Origin of the sequence: Staphylococcus sp. HMSC072E01 (assembly GCF_001814125.1) — a bacterium.
Lineage (GTDB): Bacteria > Bacillota > Bacilli > Staphylococcales > Staphylococcaceae > Staphylococcus > Staphylococcus hominis.
On sequence record NZ_KV814962.1, the window covers coordinates 1 to 20362 of the forward strand.

Genomic DNA, 20362 nt, shown 5'->3' on the forward strand with positions numbered 1-20362 from the left:
CAGACAGTGATGCAGACGCAGACAGCGATGCAGATACAGACAGTGATGCAGACGCAGATAGCGATGCAGATGCAGACAGTGATGCAGACTCTGATAGCGATGCAGATGCAGACGCAGACAGCGATGCAGATTCAGAAAACAAACAACATGATAAAGAACAATTGCCTGATACTGGTAACAAAGAACAAACAAATGGTACATTATTAGGTTCATTATTCGCTGCAGCAGGATCATTATTCTTTGCTAGCAAACGTCGTAGAAATAAAAAAGAAAATAAATAATTGTCTTTAAAAGTTAGATAGATACTAATAAAAAGAAAGCTAGGTCATTAAAACGGCCTGGCTTTTTTATATAAAGATAATAATTATTGTTATAATATATGTAAAATTAGTTTATTTGAGTGGAGGCTAACATGAGTTTAGAAACTAAAGTTAAAGAATTAGTACAAGAAGTAAAAAATACAGGACAAGTTGAGAAATATATTTTTTTAAGCATAGGAAAACCTAATATTAAAGCTAAAGTGAAGCTCTTAAAAAATTTATGTTATTTAGAAAGAGACATTTTAAAACATTGTCAAAATTTCAAGAAAAAGTCTGGTCAATTACCCGAATGGGTTAAATTAGATGTTGTAACTCATACAGAAACAGTGCCTTTTGATACTGTCAAAAAACAATTAATTGAAACACGTCGTAATTATATTGATTTTGGTATTGCTTTCGATTCTTATTGGAATATGACTTTTTTACCTGAAGAAATTAATGCGAATGCATTTGTAAGACCTGATAAGAAGACTAAAAAAATGTTTTTGTCAGAAGATAATATTAATAATTATTTAAGAAAATATACCACACACAAAAATGGTTATTCTCATCAATTTTTTAAAAATAAAGAAGTTATTAAATTTTGGACCAAAGGATATATATTAGATAATGATGAAATTTATGAACTATATGAGTCTGGATATAAAAAAGGGTTAAGAAAAGTAGACGATTTATATCAAGAAGTAGATGACTTAATAGTAAGTAGTGTAGATTACTTACAAGGAATGTTACATGACAATGGTCGTTATAATTATGGTTATTTCCCACATTTCGATAAAGAAATTAGCTTTTATAATATGTTAAGACACTCGTCATCAACCTATGCATTAATAGAGGGGCTAACCTATTTAGGAAGAGATTTAAATTCTATTGAAAAAGCAATTGACTATGTTATAAATAATTATATTTATGAATATGATAATAAAGGTTATGTATTCGATGATACTAAAGATATAAATGAAATTAAATTAGGACAAAACGCAGCCTTTATTTTTGCAGTATGTGAATATCTAAAAGTAAATCGTAATGAACGTTATCTTAAAGCTGCGCAAAAAGTAGCAAAAGGTATCATTTCAATGATTAATAAAGACACGTATGAAACCACACATGTTTTAAATTATCCTGATTTGACAGTAAAAGAAAAATTTAGAATTGTTTATTATGATGGTGAAGCATGTTTAGCATTATTAAGATTATATCAACAAGACCATAATGAAATATGGCTATATACAGTAAAGAAATTAATGAATTACTTTATAGAAAATCGTTATTGGCAGTATCATGATCATTGGCTTGGGTATTGCACTAATGAACTAGTACAGATTGATCCTAAAGAAAAATATGTTGAGTTTGGTATAAAAAATGTCAATACACATTTAGATTATATTGAACAACGTGAAACGACATTTCCAACATTTTTAGAAATGTTAATGGCAACTTATAAATTAATACAGAAAGCTAAGGAAACAGGTTTCGAACATATCGTTCAACATTTAATAGATGAGCAACAACTGATTGATGTGATTTATACAAGGGCAGAGTATCAACGTGTTGGATTTTTCTATCCAGAAGTAGCAATGTATTTTAAAAATCCAAGTCGTATTTTGGGTAGTTTCTTTATCAAACATCATGGATATCGAGTCAGAATTGATGATATTGAACATTATGTTTCAGGTTATGTGCAATTTCAAAAAGCTTTTAAAAAATAAAATATACCCCCTATATTCAGTGTATGTGTTCACTCAATATAGGGGGTATTATTTATTTTCTATATTTTAGTCTTGCGAAAGCATCGTGTTGGTGAATGGATTCTTCGTTTCGACATTCAATGTCAAAGCCATCAATCCAGTCAAAATCTACTAAATCTGCAGCAATTAAACGAATTAAATCTTCAACGAAACGTGGATTTTCATATGCACGTTCTGTTACGCGTTTTTCATCAGGACGTTTTAAAATTGGATAAAGAATAGAGCTTGCATTTGCTTCCATTGCATCTAAAATCTTTTCTTTGTAATCATCTGTCATTTCAGAATTTTTATCTAAATACACTTTCACTGTTACAACACCACGTTGATTATGAGCAGAGTATTCGCTAATTTCTTTAGAGCAAGGACAAAGTGTTGTTACAGTAGCTGTGAGGGTAATTTCTTTACGCGTTACTTGATCTTTATGAATTGCTAAACCGTAAGTAACATCAGCATGACCCACTGCTTTGATATGAGTTACAGGACTATAACGATCAAAGAACCATTTGCCTGAAACGTCTACTCCCGCAGCATTCTGTTTCATATTGTCTTGTAATGTACGTAATACTTGATATAGTGTATCGAAATCAAGTTCTAAACCATTATTATAATGTTTCTCAACACTTTCTAAGATACGACTCATGTTAATCCCTTTTTCATCTTTATTTAAGCTTGTTGAGAAACTAAATGTACCTGCTGTTTGAAATTGATCGATTTTAACAGGATATACTAAATTTTTAATACCCACTTCTTCAATTTCAAATAAGAAGTTTTTATGTGTACTTTGTAAGTCAGTCATTTCATTTTTAGTGGTAGGTTTTGTACCTTTGATAGGGTCTACTGAACCAAAATGTTTCCAGCGACCTTCTCGAGTAGATAAATCAAATTCAGTCATTCGTTTATTGTACCTCCTCTAATGATTTTAATTGTCGAAACGATATGTCCAATAAGGTTCGACTTCTAGAAAACTTTGTGTTTCTCCGCCAACTTCAGGGCTAGCTAATTGTTTTAAGAAAGGACCTGTTTGAGATTTATGAGCTTCAAACGCTTGTAATTTAATCTCTTTATATTGACTAATGTCATTTAATATATCAGGTTCTCCTAAAATATCCGGTGCATCATTACTGAATGCTACGAGTTGAAGTCTTGGACGCTCTTCTTTAGGCATACGTCCTACTGTTCTTACGACAGCTTCAGCTGTTGCTTCATGGTCTGGATGTACAGCAAATTTTGGATAAAATGAAATAATCACTGATGGATTTGTCTCCTCAATCAATGTTTTTACCATATCATCCATTTGCTCATGTGGCTCAAATTCTACTGTTTTATCTCTTAAACCCATTTTACGTAAATCAGTAATACCAATCACTTTCATAGCATCTTCTAATTCTTTTTCGCGAATATAAGGTAGTGACTCTCTTGTCGCAAAAGGGGGATTGCCTAAATTACGTCCCATTTGTCCTAATGTGAGACAGGCATAAGTGACAGGCACTCCGTTTTCAATATAACTTGCGATCGTCCCAGCAGATGAGAAGGTTTCATCATCGGGATGTGGAAATATCATTAGTACATGTCTTTCATCTTTCATGAATCTTCCTCCTCTATACTGTGAACGGCTGTTCACTGATTTCAATCGTTGCAGCCAACTGTCCTTCGTAATTAAATCCAGCTATTAAAAATTCATTATTATCATTGATTTCATAGTGAGTCAGGCCTTGTACATATACCCAACCTCCATCACGAAGTTTCAACCCAACACGAAATGGATCTTTATCTCCGCCCTTTAGTTGCGCATGTTCATATGTGACTTGTATATTTCGTAAAAACGTACCTGCATTAAACACACGTTGATCAAAATGGTTAGCATATGCACCATTCGTCGTTTCAACATGCAAATAGACAGGTTTGTTTTCAAATGTAGTTAATAATCGTTGTACTTCTTCAGCTTTAATGGGTTCCAACATGTTCACTCCTTGCAACCATACAATGTGTGTATCTATCTATTGTACTAAAAAGAACGACTGAATTGTATCCCTATGCTCAATTTATTTGTAAATGAAGGAAAATAATTCGAAGTGATTTAAATGTTTAAAAATATTTATCATGGGTATCTATAGTACTATGATTATGATACGAAAGGATGTTTGTAATGGAATTACAATTAGCAATCGATTTATTAAATAAAGAAGAAGCAGCAAAATTAGCTAAAAAAGTTGAAGAATATGTGGATATCGTAGAAATTGGTACACCTATCGTTATTAATGAAGGATTACCAGCTGTTCAACATTTAAATGAAAATATTAATAATGCGAAAGTGTTAGCTGATTTAAAAATTATGGATGCAGCAGACTATGAAGTAAGCCAAGCTATTAAATTTGGTGCAGATGTTGTGACTATCTTAGGTGTTGCAGAAGATGCTTCAATTAAAGGTGCGGTTGAAGAAGCACACAAACATGGTAAACAATTGTTAGTTGATATGATTGCTGTACAAGATTTAGAAAAACGTGCGAAAGAATTAGATGAAATGGGCGCTGATTATATCGCTGTTCATACTGGTTATGATTTACAAGCTGAAGGACAATCTCCATTAGAAAGCTTACGTACAGTTAAATCAGTCATTAAAAATTCTAAAGTAGCCGTAGCTGGTGGTATTAAACCTGAAACAATTAAAGAAATTGTAGCAGAAGAACCTGATTTAGTTATTGTTGGTGGCGGTATTGCTAATGCAGATGATCCTGTAGAAGCAGCTAAACAATGTCGTGAAGCGATTGAAGGTAAATAAAATGCCAACTTTTAACAATTATCATTTAATTCTTGAAGAAATAGATAACACGTTATCACATCTAGAGGATAATGATTATGGACGTTTTGCAAATGAAGTGGTTGGCGCATCTCGTATCTTTACAGCTGGTAAAGGTCGCTCTGGATATGTTGCTAATAGCTTTGCAATGCGTTTGAATCAACTAGGAAAAGATGCATCTGCAATAGGTGAAGCAACAACGCCATCTATTAAAGAGCATGATTTATTAATTATTATTTCCGGTTCTGGATCAACAGAACACCTAAGATTATTAGCTGAAAAGGCACATTCAGTTGGTGCTAAAATTGCTTTAATAACAACTAAAAAAGAATCTAAAATTGGCGATGTCGCTGATACAGTGATTACTTTACCTGCAGGAACGAAACATGAAGCAGAAGGCTCTGAACAGCCATTAGGTAGTCTATTTGAACAATCTTCACTCATCTTTTTAGATAGTGTCGTGATTGGATTAATGGATGCCTTTAATATTAATGAAGAAACAATGCAAGACAATCATGCTAATTTAGAATAAATTAGTATGGTTAAGAGAGTAGGGATTTCTAATTTAGAAATCCCTATTTTTGTGTATCATTTTAATAAAATTAACTATAAATATATATATACAATAAAAAAAGATATATAATAAATAGTATGTTATGGACTTGTGGAAAATGTAAAATTTTATTAATTATAATGCATAATACATATAAGAAAATATTAAAATAACAATTATAGAATACGTTAATATAAAGAGATTCTAAATATATAAGCTGGGAGTTTTACAATGGTATTTGATAAGAAGCGTATTGAAGAAATACTGGAAGGAGATTGGTATGTATCCCCTAAAGAAGATTGGGCAGTAGATAATGTTGTAGCAAGTTATGCTCAAGCACGTGAAGATTATCGAAGTCATCATCAATCATTATTTGTAGCTATTGATAACGATACATGGAAATCTCATGTTAAAGATAATAGTGAATGGCACGATACACATTCGATTGTATCGCATGCCTCTCAATATATTTCTGGTGTAGTTGTAAAGACGCCTATTCCACAATTAGATGTATCTATTCCACAATTCATTGTAGATGATCCTTATGAAGCATTAGATAAACTAGCACATAGTGCATATGACACAGCAGATGCAACACTTATTGCAACTACAGGTACTAACAAAAATGATCTTGTCACAATTAATACGTTGCTTAATGAATTACTTACTAAAGGAGAACATATATCACTAATTAAACAGTATGATCATCCTTATATTAACCTTTTAACTGCTTTAGCTAGTAGTTCTGAAGAAACAGAATATATTATTTCTAATGCCTATTATCAGGTTTTAACTTCAAATTTAAAACAATTTGAGAAGTATATTCCAGATATTTCAATTATTTCTTCAATTGAACAAACAGAAACGAAAAATCTTAATTCTGTAATAGAACATTATACGCAACTAATTAAGCCAATGTTTGTAGATAGTACAGTGATTATGAACAGTGATAGCGAAGGATTCGAATCATTGCATAAAAGTATTGAGGATCTAAAACTTAATTTTATTTCTTATGGTTTTATTCCCAACTCAGATGTTTTTGTATTACGTAATAAAAAGTTTGGTGAATTTGAGCAAGTTAAAGCAAATATACTTGGTGAAAATATAGATTTTCAAATAAAAATACATGGTATTGAAAAAATAAAACAAGTACTTAGTGTTTTAACTACATTAAAAGTCCTTCATATCCCTCTCTATACGATTATTCATGATTTGAAAGAATTTATACCAGTTGAAGATCGTCACCAAGCTACTCAACATCATACGTATAAAGGTGATATCTATGAGATTGTTAATAGTAATAATGAGCCTACAATGGATGGAATGAGGGAGGCATTAAAAGAATTAAATAATCAAAAAGTGTATTTTAAAGGTAAAACCATTGCGATTATAGGCCATTTATTTGGTATTACTGAAGAAAACAAAGAAGGGCAATATCGAGCTCTGGCAGAAGAAATACGACAATCTAATATTGATTTAGTCATAGGTTATGGTAAAGATACTGTTTATTGTTTAAGGCATTTACCTACAACTCAAGTCATTGGATATTATCATTCAGTAGATCAACTTGTACATACAGTCGCAGTGATTTTGGAAAATGAAGATAGTCTATTAATTAAAGGCAGTAATGAATCTGAAGAATGGAAGGCACTTCAAGATAAAATTATTGAAGTGGCAGCTACTAAACCTATTGGATTTAAGACAATTAAAGATATCTTGCCTCCTAGTGAAGGGTATGGATCTGCAGTCTTTAATATGAGAACGGGTGAAAAAGTAGCACAATATGGTAATCAGTATGTGACACAAAACCAAGGTGTAGGGAACTTACTAGTTATTCATCGCATTTTAAACCTATTATTTTCAAAAAAATTACATCGTAGTCAGACGTTTAAACCAGATACACAATCTTTAAATATGAATAATAAAAAGCATGCAATTCCACTTGAAAATGATGATGAGATTCAATTAGAAGATATTTTATCTGCTGCTTTAGTGAGTAACGCTCCTAATGCTTCAATGATGTTAGCGAATCGTGTACTAGGTTCTAGTGAAAATAGTTTGAATATGATGAAAGTTATGGTAAAAGCTTTAGGATTAAACAGTAATATTGCAGAAAATATTACAGGTCTTCCTATAGAAGGTAAAAAGCAAAAATTAACGTTAGGTAATTTATTCTTAATTGGTAAATTACTATTTACTAATTATCCAGTTGTTAGAGATATATTATCTATTTCAAGTTACACCTTTAAAAATAGTACATATAAAATGCGTAGTAATTTATATGACTATGGACTGATTACTCATGGGTTATTCTATGGTGTAAATGATTCTATTGGTATTGTTCGTTCGAAATTTAAAGGTGAGACATATATTACGGTGGTTTTAGGTGCGAGAAATGCATTTCATAGAGATGCAATTATTTATCGTACCTTATCAAATGCACTTAATAATGAAAATAAAAAGCTAAGAATTGAAAATATACGTAAAGTTAAACAAGAAGCCTATAAGATAAATATTTTAGGAGATACGTATTTTGAAGAACTTTCAAATGTTCCTATGCCTGAAACAGCATTACAATCTTCTTCATCTCGGTTTGAAAAAATAAGACCATTATTAGATAAAGGAGACTTTAATATTTGTATGCTCGATACACCTATGTTTGATATTGAAAATACCTATTTGGAACAAAGAGTTCATAATATAAGACGCTCAAATGAAGTAGGTACTTTAGAAATATTAAAGCAAGAAAATATTGATTTAATTTCTTTAGCCAGTCCTCATCTTATGGACAGTGATGAAGAAGGATTAAACCGAACTTTAGAATTACTAGAAGAACATGATATTTATAATATTGGTGCTGGGTATAATCAACAAAACGCAGAGAAACCATTTGTCATTTATGTTAACCATCAACGCTATATGATTTTTAATACTTATTATTATCAGTCAGAAAATTACTATGCATTTAATCGATACGCTATCGGAGAAGAAAAAGGTATTGCTTGTTTGAATCCATTTATTTATGAACAAATAAGTGTAGCTAAACGTGAGGATCCTAAAACTAAAGTAATTGTTATAGCGCATTGGGGAAAAAAACAGCAAGATTCTACTCAAGATATTACAATGTATCAACGTCTCCAGGCTCAGCGATTAAGTGTAGCAGGTGCTGACATCATCATTGGTCACGGCAACTATCATATGCAAGGCATTGAGCAAATGAACGCAACTACTGTACTTTATGATATTGGTGTAGGTATTTTTGGTAATGAGGCAGATGAAAGAAGTATGAATGATTTCCCTTATAGTTTTATTCCTCAAATAAATATTCAACCCAATCACACAATGTGTCTAAAGTTATATCCGATTTATCACGATAACTCAGAAACAAGATGGCAACCAAGATGTGTGAGCGAAGAAGAGTTAGAACATTGTTTCACTTTATTAAAAACATTAGGCCTTTCATCTAATCTTATTAAAGATAAAGACGAACATTTCTATTTCGAAATACCTATTTAATTGAAGTATTACAAATAGGAGGGAATTCATGGTTTATGACATTTCACTTATAGAAGCATTACTAGAAGGATATTGGTATCGAAAACCCCAAAAAGATTGGTTTACAGATCATATAGATATTAACCGAAAGACAGCCAAAAGAATATAGTAAAAAAAGCTATAAGACACTTTTTATAGCAATTAATGAGGAAATGTGGCATAAAGATGTTTTAACGCCTAAATATTCTAATTGGAAAGACACACATACTAACTTATACAACTATCAAGACGATATTTATGGGGTTATAGCAATACATCCTATTGAATATTTAGATGAACGAATTCCTCAATTTATAGTAAATAATTCATACGATATCATTCGTAAATTGGCTGCTTTTTCCTATAAACATTTTAATGGAACAACAATAGCAATAACTGGAACTACAGGTGAATTTACCACAAAAAGTTTATTGAATGAATTATTAAGTATCAATCATTCAGTTGAGGCTACTAAAGAAAATTATAATTCGCGAATGGAAATGATGTTAACCATTGCTAATGCAATTACTAATCCTGATTATTTAGTTTTAGAGGTATCTGAAGATAAAGTATGGCATTTACCAGAAACAGTAGTAACTGATGATGTACCACCCGATATAGTGAGCATTACGTCTGTAGGGTCTGATCATCAGCGAACGGTTGAAGAAACTGCGCTATTAAAATCTCAACTTACTCATGGAATGAATTATCATAGTTATGTAATTTTAAATCGTGATATGGATAACTTTGAAAGAGTATATGATACTATTTCAAATTAAAACCATAATATTATAACTTATGGTTTTAATATACATGGTGATGTTCACATTGAAACGATAAGTGAAACCAAAAATGCAATAAAAGTATAATTAAATGTTTTAGGTAAAATAGTCAATTTTCAAACTTCAATATTTAGTAAAGCCGTGCTTCAAAATATATTCGGTGTTTTAACTATTTTAAAAATTTTCGAAATACCTTTAAATACTGTTTTAGATACTTTAGTAAATTATAAGCCAAATAAAGGTGCTCAAAATTTAGAAACTTATACCACTTTAAACCATATTAATTTTATAGTTATAGATAATTCATGGAATGTAACAGCTAAATCAATGATAGAAGGAATTAGAGCATTAGAAAATAAATCAAGATTTTATAAAGGCAAAACAATAGCCGTGCTTGGTCAACTTATGGATTTAGAAAGGGATGATATTCAGCGACAACATGAAAATATAGCAAAGACACTCATTCATCATCATGTGGATTTAGTTTTTGGATATGGAAAAGATATTAATATACTCTTAAACAATTGCCAAAATATATGATTGGTGGCTATTATAAACATTATGATGACTTAGCTCGAGAGGTAGCAAATATTATTGAAGATGAGGATGTCATCTTAATTCAAGGTTCAAATAGGAACGGTAAATTTTATAAAATAAAAGATCAATTGATTATGCAAGCACAAAAATCGCCACAATTAGTAAATCTCCCAAAAGTTCCAAGCACTGGATATGATGTCGCTACTTACAAGGTGTCTACTGGTGAAAAAATAGCATATTTAGGTAATCAAAAAGTCATTCAAAATTAAGGCGTAGGTAATGTGTTATTGATGAATCGAATCTTAGATTTACTATTTGCAAATTGTCTACAAATGAACACTATATATGAACCAGACAAGCAGTCAATAAAAGAAAGCAAGCAACCTCACTCTATACTTTTGAAACACGGAGATAAACTATCACTAGATACTATCTTATCAGCGGCATTAGTCACAGCTTCTCCAAATGCTATCTTGATGTTAGCCAATAAAGTGATAGGTTCTAATCAACATGCTATGAAATATATTAAAGAAGAGATTCAGAGTTTAGATAGAAGTAAAACCATCGCGTTAAATATTAGGGACGTCCTATGAATGATAAGGTACAACAAGTTTCATTAGATGACTTATTTGTAGTCAGTCAAAAATTATTTAATAAACATCCTTTTATAAAAGATATATTGTCGCGTACATCATATACGTTTAAAAATAAATATTACCAAACAGTTTCTAATTTGTTTAATTATGGAATGATTACGCATGGTTTCTTCTACGGTCAAGATCACTCTATCGGGACAGTATTGTCTAAAATAAATGGTGAAGAATATATTACAGTTGTGTTAGGTGCTAAAGATGCGTTTCATAGAGATGAATTAATTTATAATTCAATTATGCAAGTGACACAGGGTAAGCCTAAACATACTAAACGTGATTCGATTCGTAAGAAACGTAAATCACCATTTGAAATGAACATTATCGGGGATACTTATTTTGGTGAATATTACACTAAAAAACGCCAAGCAAAAGATATCGATGATGCATTAACATCTAAAGGTCGACATTACAGTTTTGATGGTATTCGTGATTTCTTAAAAACAGGAGATTTTAATATATGTAATTTCGAGGCAGCTATTTCTGATGATGATAATGCTTATTTAAGACAACGTAAACCTTATGTTTTACATGCTTCTGAGGAAGAAACAACTCGTGCTTTAAAAAAAGAATATATTCATTTAGCCACGCTTGCTAATAATCATTTAATGGACTGTAACGTAGGAGGATTAAACCGAACAATTAAACAGTTTGAAGCAGAGAACCTATATACAATAGGTGCTGGAAATACACAAGAAGAAGCAGAAAAGCCTTTTGTACTTAACTATAATGGTCAAAAATATACAATATTTAATGCATATTGGTATCGACGTCCTATGTATAGAGAATACGATTTTTATGCAATAGGAAATAAACCCGGTGTTGCTTGTATTAATCCTTCTTTGTATAAGCAAATTTCTAAAGTGAAAGAAGAAGGTGCTAAAGTGATTGTCATTGCTCACTGGGGTGTCGACTTTAGTAAAGTTCAGATAAAACAACGTGAATATGCACAGTTATTAGAAGAAGCGGGAGCAGATTTAATTATTGGTCACGGTGCACATATGATGCAAAGTATTGAGAAAATTAATCGAACTACTGTGGTGTATAGTATCGGCAATGGAATATTCAATAGTAATGGAGAATATGATCAACGTTTTGTACCTCCATACAGTTTTATTGCACGTCTTACTATCACTCCTGAAAATGACTTATCCTTGAAACTTTATCCAATTTATAGCAATAATAAAGAAACATTTTGGCAACCACGTTTTTTAACTGAAGATGAATTTAAACATTGTAGTCAAATGCTTAAACAATACGGTTCAATTGAAACTATTAAAAAAGGTTATGACCAACATTATTATTACGATATACCGCTTTGATGAAAAAACACTCTAATTGTTAGTTAAAAGAACTAATAGTTAGAGTGATTTTTTTATGTGTTATTTTTTATATAATGTTAATATAATAATTAATCCAGTTAACATTTAGAGAGGGTCATATGTTAGAAATACTAAATAAATTAAATCACTATTCAGTAGAACAACCAGATATGATTGCACTATCGTTCGAAGAAGATGTATTGACATATCAAGAACTTTATACAGCAATACAGCAATTAAAATCAGTCTTCATGCATTTACCGAAAGGGTCCCGAGTAGGATTGTTAAGTAAAAGTCCTTTACATAATATGTTGAATTATTTTGCAATATTAGAACAAGGAAGTATTCCATGTTTTTTAGATGATCAATGGTCTGAAGTAACAATTCATCAACTGATTGAAACGTATCATATTGACTATCTTGTTGATGAACAGCATAGACTGATAAAGACAACGTCTTCTGAAACATATCCAACATATTTAAATGAGCAGTCACAAGTCCATCAACTATTACATATTGGTTTTACATCTGGGACAACAGGGTTACCTAAAGCATATTATCGAAATGAACCATCTTGGCTTGCGTCATACAAAGAAAATGAAAAGCTACTTCGTCATAAAGAAAACATACTTGTAGCACCGGGACCACTTGCACATTCATTGTCTTTATACACTTGTATTTATGCGTTATATACAGGGAGAACATTTATTGGACAAACCCGTTTTAATGCGACTAAGCTCGTTAGCAAAATGAAACAACAAACAACAAATAGTGCATTATTTCTTGTTCCAACAATGCTACATGCAATAACAAAAATAAATCACGATCACCTACATTTAACGACTATTTTAAGTAGTGGGGCGAAACTCTCTTCTTCGTTGTTTAAGCGTATAGCCGAAACATTTCAGCATGCTAATATTATTGAATTTTTTGGAACGTCAGAAGCAAGTTTTATTAGTTATAACATTAACCGTAAAGCTTCTGTTGATTCAGTGGGATACATATTTCAAAATGTAACGATTGGTTTAGAGGAAAAAGACAAGAATCATATAGGGTTATTAAATGTAAAAAGTAATATGATATTCTCTGGATATGTAAATCAATCTGTCGTATTACCTGAAACATGGATTAAAACAGGCGATTACGCTTATATTAAAGATAATCAATTATATTTAGTGAGTCGTCAAAATGAACGATTAATTATTGGAGGTAAAAATGTTTATCCTCAAGTTATTGAACAAATGATAAAAAATATTGATGGAGTAGAAGAAGCGATGGTTATAGGAGAACCGCATCCACGTTTTGGGGAAATAGCGGTTTTACTATATACAGGATCGATAGAACTTGAGTACCAAACTGTGAGACAACATATTATGAAAGTTCTATCACGATATGATGTACCTTCCAAATTGATAAAAGTAGACAGTATGCAATATACCCAAAGTGGCAAAGTTGCTCGAAATAAAATGCGTACTGCCTATGTAAAAGGAGACTTTAAATGATGAACCAACCGGTCATTATATGGGCGAAACGTACACCTTTTGGCAAATACGGTGGGAAATTGAAACATTTAGAACCCGAAACATTACTCATGCCCTTATTTGAAGAAATGAATTCAACTTTTCCTAAAATAATACCTGATATCGATGATGTAGTGATTGGAAATATCGTAGGTAATGGTGGAAATATTGCTCGTAAAGCCTTATTAGAAGCAGGTCTAGCTGAGAGTATTCCAGGTGTTACAATGGACCGTCAATGTGGGTCAGGGTTAGAAAGTATTATATATGCATGTCGAATGGTTCAAGCTGGTGCAGGTCATATTTATATAGCTGGAGGAGTAGAAAGCACGAGTCGTGCTCCTTGGAAGATTAAACGGCCTCAATCAGTGTATGATACCCAATTACCAGAATTTTATGAGCGTGCCTCTTTTGCACCAAAAGGTCAAGATCCAAGTATGATAGAGGCAGCTGAAAATGTTGCGCAATATTATCATATTACGCGTAAACAACAAGATGCCTTTGCGATACGTAGTCATCATCTCACACATCAATATTATAAGAATGGAAGTATAAGTAATGAAATTGTACCTTTAAACATCAAAGGTCATTTATTTGATAAAGATGAAAGTATTAAGCCAACACTTACTGAACAACGATTAAATCGATTACGTCCTTTACTAGCTAACGGAACAGTAACGGTTGGAAATAGTTGTATGAAAAATGACGGCGCTGCGCTTGCACTCGTTATGAATCAAGAAACGGCATTACAATACGGAATATCAGAGGGAATGATGTTTACAGATGCAGTGACAATAGGTGTCAATCCGAAACGACTAGGTATTGGACCAGTACCTGCTGTAACAAAATTACTAAAAAAACAAAATTTAAAAATAAGTGACATTGATGCAATAGAACTTAATGAGGCATTTAGCTCACAAGTTTTAGCTTCAATTCAAGAGTTAAAATTAAATATTAATCAAGTCAATCAGTGGGGTGGAGCCATTGCGTCTGGTCATCCTTATAGCGCAAGTGGCGTAGCGTTAATCACTAGATTATTAAATATGACACATTGGAAGCGGGGAGTTGCTACGATGGGGATTGGAGGAGGAATGGGAAATGCTATACTCTTCGAACGATAGGGCTTATGAGAAAATAGAAATAGATTTTAATGAGCAAGAAGTAAGAGAGTATTGCGAAGTAGTTGAAAGAACGTATAAAGGCGTAGTGCCTCCACTCATGTGTGCAAACGTTTGGCCAAAATTTAAGTTGTTCCAAAAGTTTCAACAAGAAAATATTCTTCTTGTGCGAACAACATGTGAAGAATTTGAATCATTAAAATGTAGGCTAAAATATGAGGCGTACTTAACACATAAAAGTACGAAAAAGTTTAAAACATATATCCAATATATCTACGATTTAAAAATATATAAAGATAATAGACAATGTATATTTATTAGGCAAACGTTTATAAAAAAGGAGGTAAATGATGAGGTTTAGTCATGATAAAGTGAGTCATTATCTTCGCCTTGTTAATGATAAAAATGAGCTTCATTCAACCATTGTCCCTGGTCAACTGGTGGTGGATTGTGTATTAGCGTATTTTCAAATAGAGTGGACACAATTTAACGTTAAGTATAGAAAGATTATAGATATAGACGAAGAAGTTATCTTAAAAAAAGTGAGTCATAATGAAATAAACGTCTTTGGTTTAAATGGTGAAGAAAAAATAGTTATTACTAAAAAAAGTAATCATATTGATTTATAATTATTTATTTAACCGTTGATAACCCACCATAGGTGTTAAAAAAGAAACAATATTATAAAGATATAGCGTTAATGTTAGTATAACTTAAAGTTTCTCTCTAAGTTTCCAAAAGGGGACATTTTTGGCTAACATTAACGCTATTTTATTAGGGTGAGCTTTTGAATCATTAATGACTTTTTAAAGTTTTGAGTATTAGGGGCGTCTTAACTTTAAAAAAAGATTTTGAAATATTCGTCGGTTTTCGTATTCAATTACGAAAAACACTTTTTAATTTTTGAAATGTGATGAATAACTTAATTTCATGTTATCAACGTCACTTTCTAGTAGAGAGAGCAATGGATAGATGTCATTTTTACTAAACGTTTCATCGAATTTTACCGTCATCGTCTTGAAGGTCTTTGTAATGATTTCGTATATTGGGATACCGTTTTCTATATTTTGCTTGTAGATAATCATGTTGTTAATTCCTCCTTTGTCTCTCTACACTTAATATAGTAATGGATTTTATGATAAGAAACATGAGTCTATGGTACTAACTTTTACTGCAACGAACTGTGTAGAGCATACTACGACTAAATACCTAGAAGATAATGAAGATATAAGAAAAGCTTTTAATCCTAGTGTGACCAAACTATCATACACAAGATTAAAAGCTTTAGAAGTGCTTATATTTCTTTAAAAATGCAGTACAGACAGTAGCTGATTGAATTGAAAGTACGCTGATTAGCTTCTTTCAACTCTAATGCTGGGGCCCCAACAAAGAGACTTTCAAAAAGAAAGTCAACGATCAACGCGAGTTGGGGTGTCGGGGAAGGACAATGAAATCTAATTAAGGATTACAAAAGACTAATGTCTTTTGCATAAGAAGTACTAGCATTTTTTCAAAAATGCAGTACTTCTTTAAACTTCTTTGACGTCGACGTCGATGTGTTCTACGCGGTTGTATGCGCCGTGATCAACTGGGCCTACAAAGTCGTTCATTTTCCAACCATTTTTAATTGCTGATGCTACAAATGCTTTAGCGCTAATAACAGCTTCTTTAGGTGATTTACCATTTGCCAAGTAAGCTGTTGTAGCTGCTGCGAATGTACAACCTGCACCGTGGTTATAACTTTGTTGGAACATATCAGTTGTTAATTGATAATATGTTTGACCATCATAATATAAGTCATAAGATTTATCTTGATCTAATGCTTTACCACCTTTAATAATAATATGTTGAGCACCTTGATCATAAATGATTTTTGCAGCTTTTTTCATATCTTCAATTGACGTTAATTTACCTAATCCAGATAATTGACCAGCTTCAAATAAATTAGGTGTTACGACTGTTGCTTTAGGTAATAAATATTTAATCATTGCATCTGTATTTCCTGGGTTAAGTACTTCGTCTTCCCCTTTACATACCATAACTGGGTCTACTACGAAATATTTTGCACCTGATTGTTCAAATGCTTCGCCAGCACGTTTAATGATTTCTTCAGTTCCAAGCATGCCTGTTTTAACAGCATCTGGACCAATTGAAATGACTGTTTCTAATTGTTTTTCGAATACATCCATTGGAAGTGGTGTCACATCGTGAGACCAAGTTTCTTTGTCCATTGTTACAACAGCTGTTAAAGCTACCATACCGTAAGTGTTTAGTTCTTGAAATGTTTTAAGGTCGGCTTGCATACCTGCGCCAGCGCTTGTATCAGAACCGGCAATTGTTAATACTTTTTTTAATGCCATGTATTATCACTCCTGTCAATTATTTACATCTTTATTTATCATATCATGTAACTCAACTATTGTTCTAGCATGAAGATAGTAAGGCGATTTATATCACGTTTCAGAGGGGTCCTATGTTAAAATAGAAATGAGGTGAAAACGATGGAATGGTCAGACATTTTTCATGACATTACAACAAAACATGATTTTAAAGCAATGCATGATTTTTTAGAAAAAGAATATACGACACAAATCGTCTATCCAGATAGAGAAAATATTTATCAAGCTTTTGATTTAACACCATTTGAAGATATTAAAGTTGTTATTTTGGGTCAAGATCCATATCATGGACCTAACCAAGCACATGGGTTAGCATTTTCAGTTCAACCTAACGCTAAATTTCCACCCTCTTTAAGAAATATGTATCAAGAATTAGAAGATGATATTGGTTGTCATAGAACTTCTCCACATCTACAAGACTGGGCGCGTGAAGGTGTTCTGTTATTAAATACTGTACTAACTGTACGTAAAGGTGAAGCGCATTCCCATAAGGACATTGGATGGGAAATCTTTACAGATGAAGTCATTAAAGCTATTTCAGATTATCGCGAAGATGTTGTCTTTATCTTATGGGGAAAACCTGCGCAGCAAAAGATAAAATTAATTGATACAGCAAAGCATCATATTATTAAATCTGTTCATCCAAGTCCATTATCTGCTTATCGAGGTTTCTTTGGGTCTAAACCTTACTCTCGTACAAATGATTATTTAGAATCAAAAGGTAAAACACCCATACAATGGTGCGAAAGTGGGGAATCTTAATTGAACAAAGAACAATTAATTCAACTTATAGAACACGAATTAGTGCAGGCAGATGAAGCTCAAGATGAACAGCAGTTTGAAAAGCATATGTATGCGATTCATACCTTAACATCTCTTTATTCCGATGTTTCGAAACGACCTTCTAAAAAATCAACACATGATTTTACTAATAGTGTAACTTCTGAATCTTCATTTTCAAATAAGCCTTCAAATCATTCAGCGATTACTGCTGCAGAAATTGAAGCGATGGGTGGTAAAGTTCCACAAACAATGAAGCATCAAACTAAATCGTCTAATATGATGGTGACGGATGATGAAATTGGAAATGGTGAATCAATATTTGATTTTTAATTAAAAATAAGTTAGGAGAACTAAAACATTATGATGAAAGTATTTATAATTTTAGGTGCATTGTGTACGATGATGTCTGTTGGTACGGGTGCTTTTGGTGCACATGGACTTGAAGGAAAACTCTCTGATAAATATATGTCAGTATGGGAAAAAGCAGTGAATTATCAAATGTATCATGGTCTAGGATTAATTCTGATTGGCATCATTAGTGGTACAACTTCTATTAATGTGAATTGGGCAGGATGGCTTCTGTTCTTTGGTATTGTGCTATTTAGTGGCTCATTATATATTCTTGCATTGACTCAAATTCGTATTTTAGGAGCGATTACACCAATAGGGGGCATACTCTTTATTGTGGGATGGTTAATGTTAATTATTGCAACATTTAAATTTGCAGGATAATTATATTTTGGTTAGTAAACTCACCTTTTAGGGTATGTTAAGTACTCGAGGTGAGTTTATTTTATGAATGATAAAAATCGAGAGATAGATAGAGGAGATTTAAAGCAAAACCTCTCTGAAAAATTTGTTTGGGCGATTGCTTATGGCTCGTGTATCGGATGGGGAGCATTCATACTGCCCGGTGATTGGATTAAACAATCAGGTCCGATTGCTTCGGCAATTGGTATTGTTATTGGTGCTTTATTGATGATATTAATTGCTGTAAGTTATGGTGCATTAGTCGAACGTTTTCCTGTGTCAGGCGGTGCATTCGCGTTTAGTTATTTAAGCTTTGGAAGATATGTGAGTTTCTTTTCATCGTGGTTCTTAACATTCGGTTATGTTTGTGTAGTAGCGTTAAATGCGACAGCATTTAGTTTATTAATTAAGTTTTTACTGCCAAACATTTTGAATAGTGGAAGATTATATACGATTGCTGGATGGGATGTTTACATAACAGAAATAGTTATTGCTACGGTATTATTACTAGTATTTATGTTTATTGCAATTCGTGGTGCAAGTGTTTCTGGTACACTCCAATATTATTTTTGTGTAGCAATGGTCATTATTGTTGTACTTATGTTTGTAGGTTCATTTTTCGGAAATAACTTTTCGTTAAGCAACTTACAACCTTTAGCAAGTAAAGAACTTGGATGGTTTAATTCCATTATTATGATTGTATCTATTGCACCATGGGCTTATGTGGGATTTGATAATATTCCACAAACAGCAGAAGAGTTTAATTTCTCGCCAAACAAAACGTTTAAATTGATTGTATACAGTTTATTAGCGGCAGCTTTAACTTATGTCATTATGATTTTATACACAGGATGGTTGGGTACGAATAATGCGAACTTTAATGGAAATTTATGGTTAACAGGCGCTGAAACACAAACTGCTTTTGGTTATATTGGCTTAGGAATATTAGCGATTGCTATTATTATGGGGATTTTTACTGGATTAAATGGATTCTTAATGAGTTCAAGTCGATTACTATTCTCAATGGGACGTGCTGGTATCATGCCTAAAGCGTTTAGTAAATTACATCCAAAATATAAAACACCCTATGTAGCCATTATCTTTTTAGTAGCTATTACTTTAATTGCGCCATGGTTAGGACGTACCGCATTGACATGGATTGTTGATATGTCTTCAACAGGTGTATCTATTGCTTATTTTATTACTTGTTTATCTGCTGCTAAGCTATTTAGTTACAATAAACAAAGTAACACGTATGGTCCTATTTATAAGACCTTTGCTATTTTAGGTTCTATTGTTTCATTTATCTTTTTACTTTTATTATTAGTTCCAGGATCACCGGCTTCACTTTCAATGCCTTCATATATTGCATTGGGTAGTTGGTTAGTGATTGGTCTTATTTTCTTTGTAGTTCGATACCCTAAATTAAAAAATATGAATAATGATGAATTAAGTCGTCTGATTTTAAATCAATCAGAACGAGAAGTTAAAGAAATGATAAAAGATAAAAAATAATATACGTAAACGCGAGAGATGAGGGTTAATTACCAAC

General features: G+C 32.1%; 22 protein-coding genes. 17 read left to right on the forward strand and 5 right to left on the reverse strand.

Annotation, left to right across the window (positions count from 1 at the left end):
* Together HMPREF2953_RS01860 and HMPREF2953_RS01865 are read left to right on the forward strand one after the other, a co-directional pair.
* Window positions 1–281 (forward strand): LPXTG cell wall anchor domain-containing protein (locus HMPREF2953_RS01860; RefSeq protein ID WP_141754067.1); only part of this gene is annotated, 281 nt, incomplete at its 5' end.
* A gap of 131 nt (window positions 282–412) precedes the next feature.
* Window positions 413–2029: a poly(glycerol-phosphate) alpha-glucosyltransferase gene (locus HMPREF2953_RS01865; RefSeq protein ID WP_070671487.1), complete on the forward strand. Its 1617-nt coding sequence runs from the start codon at window positions 413–415 to the stop codon at window positions 2027–2029.
* 52 nt (window positions 2030–2081) lie between these two features.
* Here the strand turns inward: HMPREF2953_RS01865 and folE2 are convergent, their stop codons facing one another.
* From folE2 to HMPREF2953_RS01880, 3 genes are read right to left on the reverse strand one after another with little or no spacing between them, the layout of a single operon-like run.
* The gene (folE2, locus tag HMPREF2953_RS01870) at window positions 2082–2960 is read right to left on the reverse strand and encodes a GTP cyclohydrolase FolE2 (RefSeq protein ID WP_002455711.1); all 879 of its coding nucleotides are present in this window, start codon (window positions 2958–2960) and stop codon (window positions 2082–2084) included.
* Between the two features lie 27 nt (window positions 2961–2987).
* Window positions 2988–3653: a bacillithiol biosynthesis deacetylase BshB2 gene (bshB2, locus tag HMPREF2953_RS01875; protein ID WP_070671489.1), complete on the reverse strand. Its 666-nt coding sequence runs from the start codon at window positions 3651–3653 to the stop codon at window positions 2988–2990.
* A 13-nt stretch (window positions 3654–3666) separates the two neighbouring features.
* The gene (locus tag HMPREF2953_RS01880) at window positions 3667–4029 is read right to left on the reverse strand and encodes a YojF family protein (protein ID WP_002488035.1); all 363 of its coding nucleotides are present in this window, start codon (window positions 4027–4029) and stop codon (window positions 3667–3669) included.
* A 185-nt stretch (window positions 4030–4214) separates the two neighbouring features.
* Here HMPREF2953_RS01880 and hxlA point away from each other — a divergent pair, with 185 nt between their 5' ends.
* The 11 genes from hxlA (at window position 4215) to HMPREF2953_RS01920 (ending at window position 15507) form a co-directional block, all read left to right on the forward strand.
* Entirely contained in the window at window positions 4215–4847 is a 633-nt protein-coding gene (gene hxlA / locus HMPREF2953_RS01885) for a 3-hexulose-6-phosphate synthase (RefSeq protein ID WP_002455709.1), read from the forward strand.
* A gap of 1 nt (window position 4848) precedes the next feature.
* Window positions 4849–5397 (forward strand): 6-phospho-3-hexuloisomerase, encoded by a 549-nt coding sequence (hxlB, locus tag HMPREF2953_RS01890; RefSeq protein WP_070671491.1) that lies wholly within the window; start codon window positions 4849–4851, stop codon window positions 5395–5397.
* Between the two features lie 252 nt (window positions 5398–5649).
* Window positions 5650–8934, forward strand: coding sequence for a CapA family protein (locus HMPREF2953_RS01895; RefSeq protein WP_070671493.1), 3285 nt, complete (start codon window positions 5650–5652; stop codon window positions 8932–8934).
* A 191-nt stretch (window positions 8935–9125) separates the two neighbouring features.
* On the forward strand, window positions 9126–9731 hold the full coding sequence (locus tag HMPREF2953_RS11590) for a Mur ligase family protein (protein WP_256263300.1): 606 nt from the start codon (window positions 9126–9128) through the stop codon (window positions 9729–9731).
* Between the two features lie 144 nt (window positions 9732–9875).
* A complete protein-coding gene (locus HMPREF2953_RS11595) occupies window positions 9876–10274 on the forward strand; it encodes a UDP-N-acetylmuramoyl-tripeptide--D-alanyl-D-alanine ligase (protein ID WP_256263302.1) in 399 nt (132 codons plus the stop codon).
* Window positions 10271–10540 (forward strand): hypothetical protein, encoded by a 270-nt coding sequence (locus tag HMPREF2953_RS11600; RefSeq protein WP_256263303.1) that lies wholly within the window; start codon window positions 10271–10273, stop codon window positions 10538–10540. The genes HMPREF2953_RS11595 and HMPREF2953_RS11600 overlap by 4 nt, the downstream gene beginning before the upstream one ends.
* A gap of 18 nt (window positions 10541–10558) precedes the next feature.
* Window positions 10559–10864 carry a hypothetical protein gene (locus HMPREF2953_RS11605; protein ID WP_256263304.1) on the forward strand — a complete coding sequence of 102 codons (306 nt, stop codon included), beginning with the start codon at window positions 10559–10561 and terminating at the stop codon, window positions 10862–10864.
* A complete protein-coding gene (locus tag HMPREF2953_RS11610) occupies window positions 10861–12243 on the forward strand; it encodes a CapA family protein (protein ID WP_256263305.1) in 1383 nt (460 codons plus the stop codon). The genes HMPREF2953_RS11605 and HMPREF2953_RS11610 overlap by 4 nt, the downstream gene beginning before the upstream one ends.
* A gap of 119 nt (window positions 12244–12362) precedes the next feature.
* On the forward strand, window positions 12363–13745 hold the full coding sequence (locus tag HMPREF2953_RS01905; RefSeq protein WP_070671495.1) for an AMP-binding protein: 1383 nt from the start codon (window positions 12363–12365) through the stop codon (window positions 13743–13745).
* Window positions 13745–14881, forward strand: a complete 1137-nt coding sequence (locus tag HMPREF2953_RS01910; protein WP_070671984.1) for a thiolase family protein — start codon at window positions 13745–13747, stop codon at window positions 14879–14881. Before HMPREF2953_RS01905 ends, HMPREF2953_RS01910 begins: the two co-directional genes overlap by 1 nt.
* A 347-nt stretch (window positions 14882–15228) precedes the next feature.
* A complete protein-coding gene (locus tag HMPREF2953_RS01920; protein ID WP_070671498.1) occupies window positions 15229–15507 on the forward strand; it encodes a hypothetical protein in 279 nt (92 codons plus the stop codon).
* Window positions 15508–15774: 267 nt separating this feature from the next.
* Here the strand turns inward: HMPREF2953_RS01920 and vraX are convergent, their stop codons facing one another.
* Together vraX and thiD are read right to left on the reverse strand one after the other, a co-directional pair.
* Window positions 15775–15963 (reverse strand): C1q-binding complement inhibitor VraX, encoded by a 189-nt coding sequence (vraX, locus tag HMPREF2953_RS01925; protein ID WP_070671500.1) that lies wholly within the window; start codon window positions 15961–15963, stop codon window positions 15775–15777.
* Between the two features lie 444 nt (window positions 15964–16407).
* Window positions 16408–17238, reverse strand: coding sequence for a bifunctional hydroxymethylpyrimidine kinase/phosphomethylpyrimidine kinase (gene thiD / locus HMPREF2953_RS01930; RefSeq protein WP_002455702.1), 831 nt, complete (start codon window positions 17236–17238; stop codon window positions 16408–16410).
* Window positions 17239–17379: 141 nt separating this feature from the next.
* On the opposite strand from thiD, the gene HMPREF2953_RS01935 reads away from it, so the two are divergent.
* From HMPREF2953_RS01935 to HMPREF2953_RS01950, 4 genes are all read left to right on the forward strand, one after another.
* Window positions 17380–18039 (forward strand): uracil-DNA glycosylase, encoded by a 660-nt coding sequence (locus tag HMPREF2953_RS01935; protein WP_002488583.1) that lies wholly within the window; start codon window positions 17380–17382, stop codon window positions 18037–18039.
* Window positions 18040–18390 (forward strand): DUF5327 family protein, encoded by a 351-nt coding sequence (locus HMPREF2953_RS01940; RefSeq protein ID WP_070671502.1) that lies wholly within the window; start codon window positions 18040–18042, stop codon window positions 18388–18390.
* A 33-nt stretch (window positions 18391–18423) separates the two neighbouring features.
* A complete protein-coding gene (locus HMPREF2953_RS01945; protein ID WP_002455700.1) occupies window positions 18424–18792 on the forward strand; it encodes a DUF423 domain-containing protein in 369 nt (122 codons plus the stop codon).
* Between the two features lie 63 nt (window positions 18793–18855).
* Window positions 18856–20325: an APC family permease gene (locus HMPREF2953_RS01950; RefSeq protein ID WP_070671504.1), complete on the forward strand. Its 1470-nt coding sequence runs from the start codon at window positions 18856–18858 to the stop codon at window positions 20323–20325.
* Window positions 20326–20362 lie beyond the last annotated feature (37 nt).